The organism is Streptomyces djakartensis, from assembly GCF_014651075.1.
In the GTDB taxonomy this organism is placed as follows: Bacteria; Actinomycetota; Actinomycetes; order Streptomycetales; family Streptomycetaceae; genus Streptomyces; species Streptomyces djakartensis.
In genome coordinates this window covers 249,131-263,412 of record NZ_BMWE01000005.1, presented here as the reverse complement: position 1 = coordinate 263,412, position 14,282 = coordinate 249,131, and the positions used below count along the sequence as shown (strand labels likewise).

Sequence of the window (14,282 nt, the reverse complement as noted above, 5' to 3'; positions counted from 1 at the left end):
GCCGGGACCGGCCGGGGCGGCCGTCACCCGTTGATCCCGCTGTAGTGCCGCAGCCCCCACCGCCACACCAGTCGCGCGCCCAGATACGCGAGCAGCCCGAGCAGGGGCGAGGCGGCCGCCAGCCAGTAGGGCACGCCGGTGGTGTGGCCGTGGCCGGTCAGGACCGCCGCCGGGAAGTACGCGACGAACGCGAGGGGAAGCCCGAAGGTGAGGAAGCCGCCCACCGCCTTGGGAAGCACGTTCAGCGGATAGCTGCCGAACGTGCCCAGCAGTTCCTCCAGCCAGCGGCCCCAGTAGTCGGCGGCCGGGAAGCGCAGTGCCGCGCTGGCCACGAGGGTGAACAGGGCGGCCTCCAGCAGCATGCCGCCGAGCACGGCCGCGATCAGGTAGGTGACGCGGCCGGCGGTCCAGTCCAGGTCGCTGCGGGACAACGCGCCCGCCATCAGGCCCACCGCGACCGTCAGGTCCCCGATGGCGTTGGTGGGGAAGAACGCCAGCTGGATCTGGCGGTGGACCGGCATGGGCCGCATCAGGTAGATGTCGACCCGGCCCTCCTGGATCTGCCTGCCGGCCCAGTGCATCCGGCCGAGGAACAGCACGAACAGCCCGTGCGCGAGCATCCGGGTCGCCGGGATCAGCAGCACGTCGGAGCTGTCCCAGCCGCCCATCCCCGTGAACCGGGTCAGCAGCACCGTGGCGAACACGATCACCGACACCTGCCAGATCGCCCCGATCGCGATCATCAGCAGGAACTCGGTGCGGTACTCCATCTGCGCGCGGAAGTTGAGCGCGGTGACGCGCCACACGATCCGCAGAGCCCTCAGCGACATCTCAGCCTCCCTGCGAGATCACGCGCCGGGCGGCCCGCCGCCACAGCAACCGGGTGAACAGCGCCAGCACCACGACCCAGACGGCCTGCACGGAGAGCTGGAACGCCGCGTCGGACAGCGGGATGCGCCCCACGTACAGCGACAGCGGCACGCTCAGCGTGGCCTGGAAGGGCAGGAAGGCGCTCATCGTCACGAACCAGTCCGGGAAGAACCACAACGGCGCGTACACCCCGGACAGCAGGTTCTGCGCGAACAGCAGGATGAGCATCGCCGCGGTGTTGCGGATCGTCCAGAAGCACAACTGGTCCAGCACGAGCATGACGTAGTACAGGACCCACTGGCCCAGCAGCATGCTCAGCAGGAAGACACCGGCCACCGACGCCGAGCGGGGCGGTCCGACGACCCCAGCGGTCAGGCAGATCACGTACCCGGTCAGCGCCCACGCCAGCCCGTACAGCTGCTCGCCGGCGGCCCGCAGGGCGTAGTAGCGCTGCGGGGGCAGCGGACGCAGGTACCAGTAGACGATCGTGCCGAAGTGCATGTGCTGGAGCACCGTGTCCCGGCCCGCGTACTGGTCCAGTTCCCTCAGGCGGGAGGCCAGCACGGCCAGCACGGCGTACGTGACGGCCTGGTCCCGGCTCAGCCCCGCGGTGGTGCCGGTGTGCGCGTACAGGCCGCGCCACAGCGACCAGACCAGCACCACCTGCACGGCCAGCCGGAGGGCGACGGCGGTCATCCGGGGCGGGGCGTTGAGCTCGCCGAGCGGGGTGACGCGGGCGGCGCGCCAGGCGTACGGCGCGGTCACCTCAGACCTCCTCGACGTGCACGTACGCGGCCCGCATCACGTCTTCCAGGTCGGCCTCGTCGAGGGCGATGTCCGTCACCTCGTACCGCTCGATCACGGCCTTCAGCGCCTGGTGGACGGTGGGTGCCCCGGGCCCGTCGGGGCCGAAGACGACCTGTGCGCCCTCGTGCCGCAGCAGCGTCGTCCCCGGCGGCGGCACGACCTCGGCGTGCGCGTCGGCGAGCGTGGCCCGCACCTGCCAGGTCGAGCCGAACTTCCGGCGGATCTCGTCCAGGGTCCCGTCCAGCACCAGCCGGCCGTGGTTGACCAGCACCACCCGCTCGGCGAGCCGCTCGACCTCCGTCATGTCGTGGGTGGTCAGCAGCACCGTGCGGCCGCGCCGCTCCACCTGGTGGCGCAGGAACTCCCGCACCTGCTCCTTGACCACCACGTCCATGCCGATGGTCGGCTCGTCGAGGAACACCACCGGCGGGTCGTGCAGCAGCGCGGCGGCCAGGTCGCTGCGCACCCGCTGGCCGAGGGAGAGATGGCGGACCCGGGTGTCCCAGAAGGACGACAGGTCCAGGATGTCGTCGAACTCCTCCAGGCGGGCGGCGTGTTCGGCCTTCGGCACCTCGTAGATGTCCCGCAGGATCGCGAACGACTCGCGCACCGGCAGGTCCCACCACAGCTGGGTACGCTGCCCGAACACCGCCCCGACGTTCCGGGCGTTGCGCTCCCGCTCCCGGTACGGCACCACGCCCGCGACCCGGGCCTCGCCGGAGGTGGGGGTGAGGATGCCGGTCAGCATCTTGATGGTGGTGGACTTGCCGGCGCCGTTCGGGCCGAGCAGGGCGAGCAGCTCGCCCTGGGCCACGTCGAAGGAGATGCCGGCGACGGCGTGCTTGGCCACCCGCTCGGGGTTCACCAGTGATCTGACGGCGCCCAGGAAGCCGGGGCGGCGGACGGTGGTGTGGAAGGTCCGGGACAGTCCGCGGACTTCGATGGCGACATCCAATCGACTCACCAACTCCCTTGCGGTGAACGCGGACGCGGCCGGTCGGCTGGAGGGCCGACCGGCCGCGGACGGTGTCCCGACACTGTCAAAATGTCGATCAATAGGTCAATCGATTAATCGAGCTTTTACTGTGCGGATCACTTCACGGCCGAGAACACGAACGAGAACTCCGCCGGCTCCGCCTTCAGGAAGTACCGCGGCAGCGGGCCCGGGCCGCAGGACTGCGAGCCGATGCCGTGCTGTCCGTGGTCGAGGTTGACCCACACCGTGTCGCCGGGCGTCAGGTCGGTGCGGTGCCTCGCGGCGTCCAGCTGCTCGGTGGTCCAGCGCCGCGCGGTGAACCAGAACTCCGGGTCGCCCTCGATCCGCAGCCCGCCGAGCTCCACCCAGCGGACGTCGGCACGGGCGCCGTTCTCCTGCGGACGCAGGTACGGCGTCTGCAGCCCGTCGACCGTGGACTGCCAGCGGCCCACCATGGAAGCCGTCCGGGTGTCCGGGTACGCCTCACCGGGACCGCCGCCGAACCACTCCACCCGGTCGGCGCGCGACAGCCCCAGCCGGACACCGAGCCGGGGCAGCGGCACCGACCAGTCGCCCTCGGGCGTCACGGACACGGTCAGCCGCAGCCGCTCGCCGTCGGACGTCCAGCGGTACACCGTGTCCAGGCCCACCTCGCGGGCGGCGGGCGCCACCCGGGTGCGGACCGTCAGCGCGTCCTCACCGGCCTCCACGGAGGCCAGCCGGTGCCGCATCCGGTGCAGGCCGAGGGTGCGCCACAGCAACCCGTAGCGGGTGTCGGTCTGCCACTCCGCGCCGTCGTCGTTGTCGGTCGGCGCCCGCCACACGTCCAGCCGCGGCGAACCCACCTCGATCCCGCCGATCGAGCGCAGCGCACCGGTGCGCGCGTCGAACTCGGCCGGGCCGAGCGTGATCCGGTCCTCGCCGCGCACCGGCCGGTCGGTCGCCGGGACCACCGGCAGCGGCCGGGCCGCCACGGCGAACTGGCCCCACGCCACGACGTGGTCCTTCGCGGCCCAGGCCGTGTCGTCCGCGAGCAGCGCCCGCACCGTCCACTGCCGCTCGCCGCCCCGGCCGTCCGCGGGCGGCTCCGGCAGCTTCACCTCGGCGCTCTCGCCCGGCGCCAGCGCCGGCACCGCGAGCGCACCCGACTCGACGGTCTCGCCGTCCACCTGGCAGGACCACTCGAAGGCCAGGGCGGACAGGTCGGCGAAGTCGTGCTTGTTGGTGATCCGCACCGTGCCGCCGGCGGCGTCGCCCTCGATCCGGACCGGCTCGATGACCTTCTTGTACTCGATCAGGCCCGGCGACGGCGTCCGGTCCGGGAAGACCAGCCCGTCGCAGACGAAGTTGCCGTCGTGCAGCTCCTCGCCGAAGTCACCGCCGTAGGCGTAGCCCAGCTCGGCGTGCTCGACGCCGTGGTCGATCCACTCCCAGATGAAGCCGCCCTGGAGCCGCTCGTACTTCTCGAACAGTTCCTGGTAGTCGGCGAGACCGCCCGGGCCGTTGCCCATCGCGTGCCCGTACTCGCACTGGATGAACGGCAGTTCCCGGCGCTTGTGCGTGCCGCCGTCGAGCCGCTGCCCGATCTTGTCGACCTCGTCGTGGAAGGCGTACATCCGCGAGTACACGTCGGTGTCGCGGCAGTTCCAGTCGCCCTCGTAGTGCACCAGCCGCTCGGGGTCCCGCTCGTGGATCCACTCGGCCATGGCGGTGAGCCCGCGCCCGGTACCGGCCTCGTTGCCCAGCGACCAGAACACGACCGACGGGTGGTTCTTGTCCCGCTCGACCATCCGCGCCGCCCGGTCCAGCAGGGCCGGGGTCCAGCGGTCGTCGTCGACCGGATTGTCCCGCCAGTCCTGCTCGACGAAGCCGTGGGTCTCCAGGTCGCACTCGTCGATGACCCACAGGCCGTACTCGTCGCACAGGTCGAGGAAGGCCGGGTGCGGCGGGTAGTGGGAGGTGCGCACGGCGTTGAGGTTGTGCCGCTTCATCAGCAGCACGTCCTCACGCATGGTCTCCAGGTCGAGGGCGCGGCCCTTCTCCGGGTGCCACTCGTGCCGGTTGACGCCCCTGAAGAGGACGGCCCTGCCGTTGACCTTGATGAGCCCGTCCTCGAGGACGACGGTCCGGAAACCGATCCGCAGCGGCACCCGCTCGCCCGCGGTGGCCAGCACACCGTCGTACAGCTTCGGCGTCTCGGCGGTCCACGGCTCGACGGCGACCGTCACCGGCTCACCGGTGGCGACGTCGATGCCCAGGGCCGGGACGGTCACCCGCCCGTCGACGTCGGAGTCCACGCGCAGGGTGCCCTCGCCGGTGGTGTGGTCGTAGGAGGCGTGCACGAAGAAGTCGCCCACGCTGCCCGCCGGGCGGTGCAGCAGGGTGACGTCACGGAAGATGCCCGGCAGCCACCACTGGTCCTGGTCCTCCAGGTACGAGCCCGCCGACCACTGGTGCACGCGCACGGCCAGCACGTTGCCGCCCGGCTTCAGCAGGTGCCCGACCGCGAACTCGTGCGGCAGCCGGGAGCCCTTGAACTCGCCGAGCTCCGTGCCGTTCAGCCAGACCCGGGCGCAGGACTCCACCCCGTCGAACCGCAGCACCGCCGAGCCGTCCGCCGGCCAGTCGTCCGGCAGGTCGAAGACGCGCAGGTGGTCACCGGTCGGGTTCTCGGTCGGAACGTGCGGCGGGTCCACCGGGAAGGGGTAGAGGTGGTTGGTGTAGATCGGGGACCCGAACGCCCCGTCGCCCTGGAGGACCCAGTGCCCGGGGACCGTGACCTCGGCCCAGTTCCCGGCGTCGTAGCCCTCCTCGGCGAACGAGTCGTCCTCGGCGTCGATCGTCGCCGACAGCCGGAAGCGCCAGCTGCCGTTCAGCGACATCGACCGCGCGTCCGAGGCCGCGTACCAGGCGCGGGGCGGCAGGGCCCCGCTGCCCGGGGAGACGTCCTCGACGTAGTCGACGGTAGTGCGGTCAGACATCGGACTCCTAGCTCAGCCCTTGATACCGGTCTGGGCGATCCCCTGCACCAGCCAGCGCTGGAGGAAGAGGAAGACGAACACCAGGGGGAGGATGGAAATGGCCGTGGCCATGAAGATCAGGTGGTAGTTGACGGTCTGGTTCGTCATGTACGACGACAGCGCCACCTGGACGGTCCAGGCACTCGGATCCTGCCCGATGACCAGGGGCCACAGGAAGGAGTTCCAGCCGGCGATGAACGTGATGGTGGCCATCGCGGCGAAGAAGTTCAGCGAGTTGGGTACGACGATGCGCCAGTACGCGCCCCAGTAGCCGAGCCCGTCCACGCGCGCCGCCTCCTCCAGCTCCTTGGGGAAGCCCAGGAAGTACTGCCGGAAGAGGAAGCAGGTGAAACCACTGAACAGGCCCGGGATGATGAGACCCCGGTAGCTGTCCACCCAGCCGAGGGACGACACGAGCACGAAGCTCGGCACGAAGGTGACGGCGGTCGGGACCATCAGGGTCGCCAGGACGGCGTAGAAGACCTTGTTGGCGTGCTTGTACGGGATGCGGGCGAGGCCGTATCCGGCGAGCGAGCAGATCAGCAGGATGCCCGCGGTGTGCAGGACGGCGACGACGACGGAGTTCCACAGGGACCGGGCGAAGTCGACGGTGACGTCGTCGAAGGGCTCGGTGAAGTTGCTCCACTGGATGGAGGTGGGGAACCACTTCCATTCCTCGCCCGTGATCTCCGGGTCCGTCATCAGCGCGTTGCGGACGATCAGGTAGAAGGGCACCAGGAAGAGGACTGCGGCGATACCGGTCGCGAGGTAGAGGCCGGTGTTGCCGATGACGCCGCCCCGCTTGCCCGTGACCGGCTCCGTGACCTTGTCGAGGTCGGGTGCTGTGATGGTCACTTGGACTCCTCACCCCTTCCGAAGCCCATGAGCTTGCCCTGGAACAACGTGACGACACAGATGAGCAGGGTGAGGACGACCGCGCCCGCGCTGCCCACGCCGTAGTTCTGGTTCTCGCCCAGCGCCATCTTGTACAGCTCGACCAGCGGCGGCTGGCCCCAGGTGGCCTTGGGCAGCAGGTTCCAGAACTCGTCGAACGCCTGGTAGGCGGCGACGAGCAGGAGCAGGATCACCGCGGTCGAGGTCGCCCGCAGCTGGGGCAGCGTGATGTACCGGAAGGTCTGCCAGCCCGGCTTGGCGCCGTCGATCGCCGCGGCCTCGTACAGCTCCCGCGGGATGTTCTGCAGCGCCGCGATGAAGAGGATCATGTAGAAGCCCGACTGGAGCCAGAGGCGGACGGTCACGATGACCAGCCAGTACCAGGGCGGATCGGGATTGGCCAGCCAGGCCACGTTGTCGATGCCGACCCAGCCGAGCACGGTGTTGGCCAGGCCGAAGCGGACGCCGTTGAAGATGGACATCTTCCAGATCAGCGCGGCGGCGACATAGCTGACCGCGGTGGGCAGGAAGAACACCGACCGGAAGAACGCCCGCATGAAGGTCAGCCGGTTCACCAGCAGGGCGAGCCCCAGCGACATCGCCCAGGTGGCGGGCACGATGAACGCGGCGAACACGGTGAACGTGACGAGCGAGCTCAGGAAGTCGTCGTTCGTCAGGATCGACACGTAGTTCTCGAAGCCCACGAACTCGCTCGGCGTGACCGTGAAGCGGGCCTCGAAGAAGCTGAGCCAGACGCTCCAGCCGATGGGTACGAAGACGAAGATCACCAGGCCGATGAGGAAGGGCCCGGTGAAGAGCCAGAAGTTGAAGGTGCTGCTCGCCCTGAGGCCCCGCCGCGGCCGGTCCCCGGAGACCTCGGCCGGGGCGGGGGAGGCGACCTGGCGTGTGGTGGTGGTCGACATGTCGAGATCCGTCCGGTGGCCTATCCGAAGAGCTTCTTGAGCTCGGCGTCGACCTTCTTCTCGGCGGCGGCCAGCTGGGCCTTGGGGTCGCCGTTCTTGCGGATGGTGTTGGCGATCACGTCCCAGAACGCGGCGATCATGGACTGCGTCCAGCCGATGTTGTCGAAGTGGCCGAACTCGTTGAAGAGCTTGACTCCCTCGGCCGGCAGACCGGACTTCAGCTTGTCCGCGGACTGGGCGAGCGAGGTGCGCGGCGGGATGTGGAAGCCGTAGGAGGTGGCGAAGTCCTCCTGGTACTGCTTCTGGTCGATCCACAGCCACTTGACGTATTCCTTGGCCGCGTCGACGTTCTTGCCCTTGGCGTTGACGAACATCGACCAACCGCCGTTGTAGACCGACTGCTTGCCGGCCGAGCCGACCTTCGGGAACGGGAAGATGCCGATGTCGTCGCCGAGCGCCTTCTGCATGGCCGGCATGGCCCACATGCCGCACCACTGGATCGCGGTGAGGCCCTGGATGAAGGCCGACGGGTCCCAGGAGTCGGCGGGGGCGTCGAGGAGCAGATTGCCGCTGGTGAAGAGGCCGCGCAGCTGCTTGAGGCCGTCGGCGACGGCGTCGGTGTTGAAGGCGGGCTTGTTGTCCGCGGTGAGCGTGTCGGCGCCGGCCGACCAGATCAGCGGGCGGTCGATCGAGGTCAGGTCGTTGCCGAGGAAGATGCCCTTGACCTTGCTGGTGGTCAGCTTGTCGGCGGCCTCGATCAGCTCCTCCAGCGTGGTCGGAACCTCGATCTTCGCCTTCTCGAACAGCGAGGGCCGGTAGAAGAGGAACTGCGGGTCGTCGATCATCCGGACGCCGTATATCTTGCCGTCGACCGTGTGCGACTTGATGTCGGCCGGGTTGAAGTCGTCCTTGACCGGCTCGATGATGTCGGTCAGATCCGCCACCTGACCGCTCTTGACCATCTGGATCTGCGGGTGGAACTCGAAGACGTCCGGCGCGTTCTTGGTGAGCAGCGCGGCGAACAGCTTCTGCTCGAAGTTGTTGCCGGTGATCCACTGCGTGGTCACGTTGGCGCCCTTGTAGGCCTTCGCGTAGCGCTTCACGGCCTGCTCCACGCCGGGTTCGCCGTACGCGTGGAAGTACTGAACCAGGCCCTCGCCCGACCCGGCCCCGCCGCCCCGGCCGGTGTTGCTGCCGCACGCTGCCAGTCCGCCGGCGGCGGCCAGGCCCATCGCGGCCCGCAGTACGTTACGGCGGTCCCAGTTCATGTTGCTCGATGCCGACATGCTGACGTCCTTGTCTCGAGTGCGGCTGCGGCTCTTCGGCTCACTGCCGGATGGCGCTCGGCCCGGTGGCTTGCGCCGGATGGCTCAAAGAAGAGGTGCGGTGCGGGACGCTAGAGCTTCGACTAAGGCTTCGGCAAGGGGTTGGACGAAGTCTGTTCGAAGCGTTGCGTTCGGTTCGCGATTTCGAACGCGGGGGCGTGGAGGAGGAGTTGGTTCCGCTCCTACGAGGGTGGCGCGGCGGCGCGGCTCCTCGGTGGCGCGGTGCGTTTGCCGTTCTTCTGCCCGACGACCTGGAGTGCGCCTTCGAGGGCGAACGTCGCCGCGCCCAGGCACACGGGGTCGGTGGGGATCGGGGAGAGGACGATCTCCGTCGCGGCCAGCGGCCGTGGCAGCGCGTGCCGGTTCACGGCCTCGCGCACCTCGTGCAGCAGCGGTTCGCCCAGGGTGCGGGCGACCCAGCTGCTCAGCACGACGATCTCGGGGTTGAACAGGTTCACCAGGTCCGCGACGCCCGCGCCCAGATAGCGGGCGGTCTCATGCACGGCCCGGCGTGCCACCGGGTCACCCGTGGCGAGCCCGCGGGCCAGCGCGTCGATGGTCGCCGTCTGGTCGTCGGGGTGCAGCAGGGGGCTGTCGGGTCCGACCTCGCGCAGGTTCAGCATGATGCCGCGCGCTCCGACGTACGTCTCCACGCAGCCGTGGTTGCCGCAGCGGCACAGCCGCCCGTCCAGCACCATCGTGGTGTGGCCCCACTCGCCGGCGCTGTTGCTCACGCCGCGGTGCAGCGCGCCGCCCAGCACGAGTCCGGCGCCCACGCCGGTCCCGAGGTTGACGACCACGGCGTTCCCCCGCCCCCGCGCCGCCCCGAACCACAGCTCGGCGACCGCGCTGGCGCGCAGCGGGTTGTCCAGGTGCAGCGGGTAGGCGATGTGCTCGGTGAGCAGGTCGAGCAGGGGGACGTCGTGCCAGTCCCAGTTGGGCGCGTACTCCGAGGTGCCGGTGGCGCGGTCGACCTGCCCCGGCACGCTCACGCCGACGCCGAGCACCCGGGCGCCCTCGATGCCCGCCTGGGTGACCACCGACCCGACGGCGGTGGCCACGTGGCCGACGACCTGCTCGGGCAGGCTCTCGCTCGCGCGGACGTCCTCCTCGGCCCGGGCCAGGACGTTCAGCCCCAGGTCGAACAGCTCGACATGGACGTACGTCTCGGCGATGTCGACGCCGATGAGCGCGCCCCCCGAGCTGTTGACCGCGACCAGGCCCCGGGGGCGGCCGCCGGCCGAGTCCTCGAAGCCGACCTCCGTGATCATGCGGAGTTCGAGCAGCTCACCGACGAGCGTGGCCACCGTGGCGAGGCTGAGCCCGGTGGCGGCCGCCAGTTCCTGCCGGGAGGTGGGCGACTCGGCGATGATCTGGCGCAGCACCTCGTAGCGGTTGGCGGTGCGGATGTCACGTGATGTGCGCTTCACCGGGGTGCCCCATTCCTTCCCAGACCGGCCCTGGCCGGGTCGACGTCGGCACCGGCGCGGCGCAAGGCTATGGGCTGCCGGGACTTTCGACAAGGGGTTCGGAAAGGGGCTTTATAAAGTGTGCCGCAGCCACGGCCGGGTGCGGCCCGCCGTGGCCTGACCATGATGCCTCAGGGTGGGCAGTCCAGGCTCGCGGCCGCCGCCGTCAGTTGCCGCCGCACCTGTTCGGGCAGCGTGCCGCCCTGCGCGGTGCCCACCAGGTCGCCGGCCAGGTCGTGCAGCTTGGTGTCGGTGTTCTGGGAGGTCCTGACCAGGACGCTCCAGGCCGCCTCGGGGGTCAGCCCGAAGGAGGCCATCAGGATGCCGCGGGCCAGATCGATGGTCGGCCGGGTCTGCAGGGTCCGGCGCAGCCGGCCGACCTCGGCGTGGAGGCCGTCGCCTGCGCCCTCCGTGTCCCGGCCCTCCGTGCGTACGCTCTCCGGGGCGACGCCCTCCGTGAACAGCTCGCGCGTGCCGGTCAGGTCGAGGAGCCGGCCGACCGCGCGGCCGCTGGAGCGGACGGTGACCGTCTTGCCCTGGCCGAGGGCGTGCGAGCGCAGGTCGAGCAGCACGTTGACGCCCGAGCAGTCGCAGAACCCGACCGTGTCGAGACGCAGGTCGATGCCGCTGTCCGACAGCGTGAGGATGTCGTGCAGGTCCGGCAGGAGCCTGCGGCTCCCCAGGTCGAGTTCACCCCACAGGGTCACGGTCATCCGGTCCTGGTCCGGGGTGACGTCCATGGTCGCCGTGCAGGGCGGGATCGCCGCCGGCGCATTGGCGCTCACCGCGGGTGCGGCGCTCTCCCGGGTATGAGACCGCGCGGTGTACGCAGGCTCCGGCATGGCCCTGTTCTCCCTTGTCTGTCGCCCTGCCACCGCTTTCCAGCGTTGCCTCTGTACCCCATATACGTCAACCGATACATGAAATGCAGTACGTGTTTTTGGGTGCGTGAACGCCAGGTCGCTATTGTTGGAGCATGGATGGAGTGCCTGAGCCACACACCGGATGGACGTTCCTCACCAACCACGCCCGGGTGCTGGCAGCCATCGCCGACAACCACACTGCCCGTATCCGGGACATAGCGGCCCACTGCCGGCTCACCGAACGCGCGGTCCAGAAGATCATCGCCGACCTGGAGCAGGACGGTTACCTCTCCCACACCAGGGAGGGTCGCGGCAACACATACGAGATCGACCCCGGCAAGGTGCTGCGTCATCCGGCCGAGGCCGGTCTGACCGTCGCGTCGCTGCTCTCCCTCCTCGTCGAGGACGAGGCCGGCCGCGCGACCACCCCCGGCCGGCCGCACGCCACGGCCTGACCGTGCCGCGCTCCGCACAGGACGGCCTCCGCCGCTCCTATGCCAGCACGTCCCGCACAAAGGCGTTGGCGAACTTACCGACGGGGTCCAGCTCCCGCGCCAGCTCCCGGAAGTCACCCAGTCGCGGGTACAGACCGCGCAGAGCGGAGGCGGGCACGGTGAACACCTTCCCCCAGTGCGGCCGCGCCCCGAACGGCGCCAGCGCCTCCTCGACCCGCCGCACCACCGGCAGCACCGCCTCCGTGTCCTCGACCCAGGTGAAGTGGGCCGCCACGGTGTCCCGGCCGTAGGACGGGCTCAGCCACTGGTCGTCACCGGCGACCGTGCGCACCTCGCAGATCCGCAGGACGGGGGCGATCGTCTCCCGGATCGCGTCCAGCGCGTGCAGCATCTCGACGGCGTGCCCGCGCGGCAGCAGGTACTCCGACTGCAGCTCCGCCCCGCTGCTCGGGACGAATTCGGCCCGGAAGTGCGGCAACCGCTCGTGCCAGGGCCCCGGCACACCGAACTGCTCGGTGCAGTTGACCGCCGGCATGCCCGGCACGGGGTGCATCTTCTCGGTGGCGGGAGCGGCCCAGGGGAAGGCGGGCAGCGGTTGGTCGGTGCGCCGCTTGAGCCACACCTGACGAAAGCCCGGCTCCCGCCAGTCGGTGAACAGACTCACGCTGTACGCCGTCGCCATGACCGTCTCGAACGTCCCCGAGTCCAGCCCTTCCAGAGGCATCTCGGTGAACACGTGCTGCTCGGCCTCGAAGGCCGGCTCCAGGTCGAGGGTGAGCGCGGTGACGACGCCGAGCGCGCCGAGCGCGGTGACGGCCCCGCCGAACCGCTCCTCGTCCCGCCCTATGCTCACCGTCGAGCCGTCCGCCGTGACCAGCTCCACCTCGCGCACGACCGTCGAGAGCGGGCCGTTGAGCACTCCCGAGCCGTGGGTGCCGGTCGCGACCGACCCGGCCACCGAGATGTGCGGCAGGGAGGCCATGTTGTGCAGCGCCAGACCCTGCCCGTGCACCCGCCGGGCCAGCTCCGCGTACCGTACGCCGCCGCCGACCCGGACCGTACGGGCCGCCGTGTCGACATCCACCTCCGGCGGCAGGCCGGCCAGTGACAGCAGCACGCCCCCGGCACCCGGCTCGGCGATCTCGTTGAACGAGTGCCCGCTGCCCAGCACCCGCACCCGGTCGCTGTCCCTGACGAGCGCGTGCAGGGCGGTGAGCGAACCCGGACGGTGCACTTCCCCGGCCGCGTAGGTGATGTTCCCCGCCCAGTTGGTCACGGTCCCGCGCATCACGTCGTCCTTCCCCTAGGCAGCGGGGCCGGCGGACCCCCGCCGCGAACCTACCCGGCGTCCGTTGCTCACACCGCCCGCCTCGGCCTACCGTTGGGGCACCGTAGAGAGCGTTTTCTATCCCGTCTGTCGCCAGTCTTTCGTCCGTCTGCTTGCCCGTCTGCCCGCCCCTCTGTTCTCCCGTCCGCCGTCGAGCCGGAAGGTCACTCCCCTTGAGCCAGCGCCCCCAGGCACTGTTCGCCATGGCCCCCGAGAACGTGCCGCAGGTCTTCCCGCCCGAGGTGCTGGCACGACTGCGCGGGTCCGTGGACATCGATCCGGCCCTCGTCGCATGGGACTTCACCGACCCGGGCGTGCGCGACGCCCTGGCCCGGGCCGAGTTCCTGATCACCGGGTGGGGCTGCCCCCGGATCGACGAGGCGGTCCTCGACGCGGCCCCCCGGCTGCGCGCCGTCCTGCACTCGGCCGGGTCGGTGAAGTCCTTCGCCACCCACGCGATCTGGCAGCGCGGCATCGCCGTCTCCACGGCCGCCGCGGCCAACGCGCTGCCGGTCGCCGAGTACACCCTGGCCATGATCCTGCTCGCCGGGAAGGACGTCCTCGCCGCCCGCGACCGGTTGCGCGCCACCCGCACCTCCTCCGGCTGGGGCGTCGTCCCCGGCATCGGCAACTACGGCCGCCGCGTCGGGGTCGTCGGCGCCTCCCGCATCGGCCGCCGCGTCCTGGAACTGCTGCGCCCCTTCGATCTGCGCCCCGCCCTCACCGACCCGTACGTCGGCGCGGAGGAGGCCGCCGCGCTCGGCGTCCCCCTGCTGCCGCTGGACGACCTGCTGCGCACCAGCGACATCGTCACCGTGCACGCCCCCGAGACGCCCGAGACCCACCACCTGATCGGCCGCCGTGAGCTGGCCCTGATGCCCGACGGGGCGGTGCTCGTCAACACCGCCCGTGGCGCCCTGGTCGACCACGACGCCCTCGTGGCGGAACTGCGCACCGGGCGCCTGACCGCCATCCTCGACGTCACCGACCCCGAACCGCTCCCCGCCGACTCGCCCCTCTACGACCTGCCGGGGGCCTTCGTCACCCCGCACCTCGCCGGCTCCCAGGGCAACGAGCTGGCCCGGCTCGGCCTGACGGTCGCCGAGGAGGCGGAACGGCTGCTGACCGGAGGGGAACTGGCGTACGCGGTCGAACTGGCGGTACTGGGGCGCACGGCCTGAGAGACGTGCGGGGCAGCCGTCGACAGGCGGGATCAAGCCCTGATGAACCCACTGGCAACAGCCGCCCCAAGCGCCGGCGTTTCGGCCAACCTCGGCCACGCCGGAAGCCCTGCGGCACGGCCACCGTGCGTTCGACGGCCCCGATTTCCGGGCCCCACCGGCGACCGGAATC

12 protein-coding genes are annotated in these 14,282 nt (G+C 70.5%); 2 read left to right on the top strand and 10 right to left on the bottom strand.

Going from position 1 to position 14,282, the window contains the following annotated elements:
- Positions 1-23: 23 nt before the first annotated feature.
- The 9 genes from IE212_RS11010 to IE212_RS10970 all read right to left on the bottom strand — a co-directional run bounded on the left by IE212_RS11010 (position 24) and on the right by IE212_RS10970 (position 11,126).
- On the bottom strand, positions 24-830 hold the full coding sequence (locus IE212_RS11010) for an ABC transporter permease (protein ID WP_190197570.1): 807 nt from the start codon (positions 828-830) through the stop codon (positions 24-26).
- A 1-nt stretch (position 831) separates the two neighbouring features.
- Positions 832-1,635 carry an ABC-2 family transporter protein gene (locus IE212_RS11005; RefSeq protein WP_190197569.1) on the bottom strand — a complete coding sequence of 268 codons (804 nt, stop codon included), beginning with the start codon at positions 1,633-1,635 and terminating at the stop codon, positions 832-834.
- A gap of 1 nt (position 1,636) precedes the next feature.
- Entirely contained in the window at positions 1,637-2,632 is a 996-nt protein-coding gene (locus tag IE212_RS11000) for an ABC transporter ATP-binding protein (protein ID WP_190197701.1), read from the bottom strand.
- A 137-nt stretch (positions 2,633-2,769) separates the two neighbouring features.
- Positions 2,770-5,634 (bottom strand): glycoside hydrolase family 2 TIM barrel-domain containing protein, encoded by a 2,865-nt coding sequence (locus IE212_RS10995; protein WP_190197568.1) that lies wholly within the window; start codon positions 5,632-5,634, stop codon positions 2,770-2,772.
- A gap of 12 nt (positions 5,635-5,646) precedes the next feature.
- Complete coding sequence (locus tag IE212_RS10990) at positions 5,647-6,528, bottom strand: carbohydrate ABC transporter permease (RefSeq protein ID WP_190197567.1); 882 nt, start codon at positions 6,526-6,528, stop codon at positions 5,647-5,649.
- Positions 6,525-7,490 carry a carbohydrate ABC transporter permease gene (locus IE212_RS10985; RefSeq protein WP_190197566.1) on the bottom strand — a complete coding sequence of 322 codons (966 nt, stop codon included), beginning with the start codon at positions 7,488-7,490 and terminating at the stop codon, positions 6,525-6,527. The genes IE212_RS10990 and IE212_RS10985 overlap by 4 nt, the downstream gene beginning before the upstream one ends.
- Positions 7,491-7,510: 20 nt before the next feature.
- A complete protein-coding gene (locus tag IE212_RS10980; protein ID WP_190197565.1) occupies positions 7,511-8,776 on the bottom strand; it encodes an ABC transporter substrate-binding protein in 1,266 nt (421 codons plus the stop codon).
- 221 nt (positions 8,777-8,997) lie between these two features.
- Positions 8,998-10,245, bottom strand: coding sequence for an ROK family transcriptional regulator (locus tag IE212_RS10975; RefSeq protein WP_190197564.1), 1,248 nt, complete (start codon positions 10,243-10,245; stop codon positions 8,998-9,000).
- Between the two features lie 170 nt (positions 10,246-10,415).
- Positions 10,416-11,126 (bottom strand): ANTAR domain-containing protein, encoded by a 711-nt coding sequence (locus IE212_RS10970; RefSeq protein WP_190197563.1) that lies wholly within the window; start codon positions 11,124-11,126, stop codon positions 10,416-10,418.
- Between the two features lie 134 nt (positions 11,127-11,260).
- Here IE212_RS10970 and IE212_RS10965 point away from each other — a divergent pair, with 134 nt between their 5' ends.
- Positions 11,261-11,602 carry a helix-turn-helix transcriptional regulator gene (locus tag IE212_RS10965; RefSeq protein ID WP_190197562.1) on the top strand — a complete coding sequence of 114 codons (342 nt, stop codon included), beginning with the start codon at positions 11,261-11,263 and terminating at the stop codon, positions 11,600-11,602.
- Between the two features lie 37 nt (positions 11,603-11,639).
- Here the strand turns inward: IE212_RS10965 and IE212_RS10960 are convergent, their stop codons facing one another.
- A complete protein-coding gene (locus IE212_RS10960) occupies positions 11,640-12,890 on the bottom strand; it encodes a D-arabinono-1,4-lactone oxidase (protein WP_190197561.1) in 1,251 nt (416 codons plus the stop codon).
- A 212-nt stretch (positions 12,891-13,102) separates the two neighbouring features.
- Here IE212_RS10960 and IE212_RS10955 point away from each other — a divergent pair, with 212 nt between their 5' ends.
- Positions 13,103-14,110: a hydroxyacid dehydrogenase gene (locus IE212_RS10955; RefSeq protein ID WP_190197560.1), complete on the top strand. Its 1,008-nt coding sequence runs from the start codon at positions 13,103-13,105 to the stop codon at positions 14,108-14,110.
- Positions 14,111-14,282: the final 172 nt, after the last annotated feature.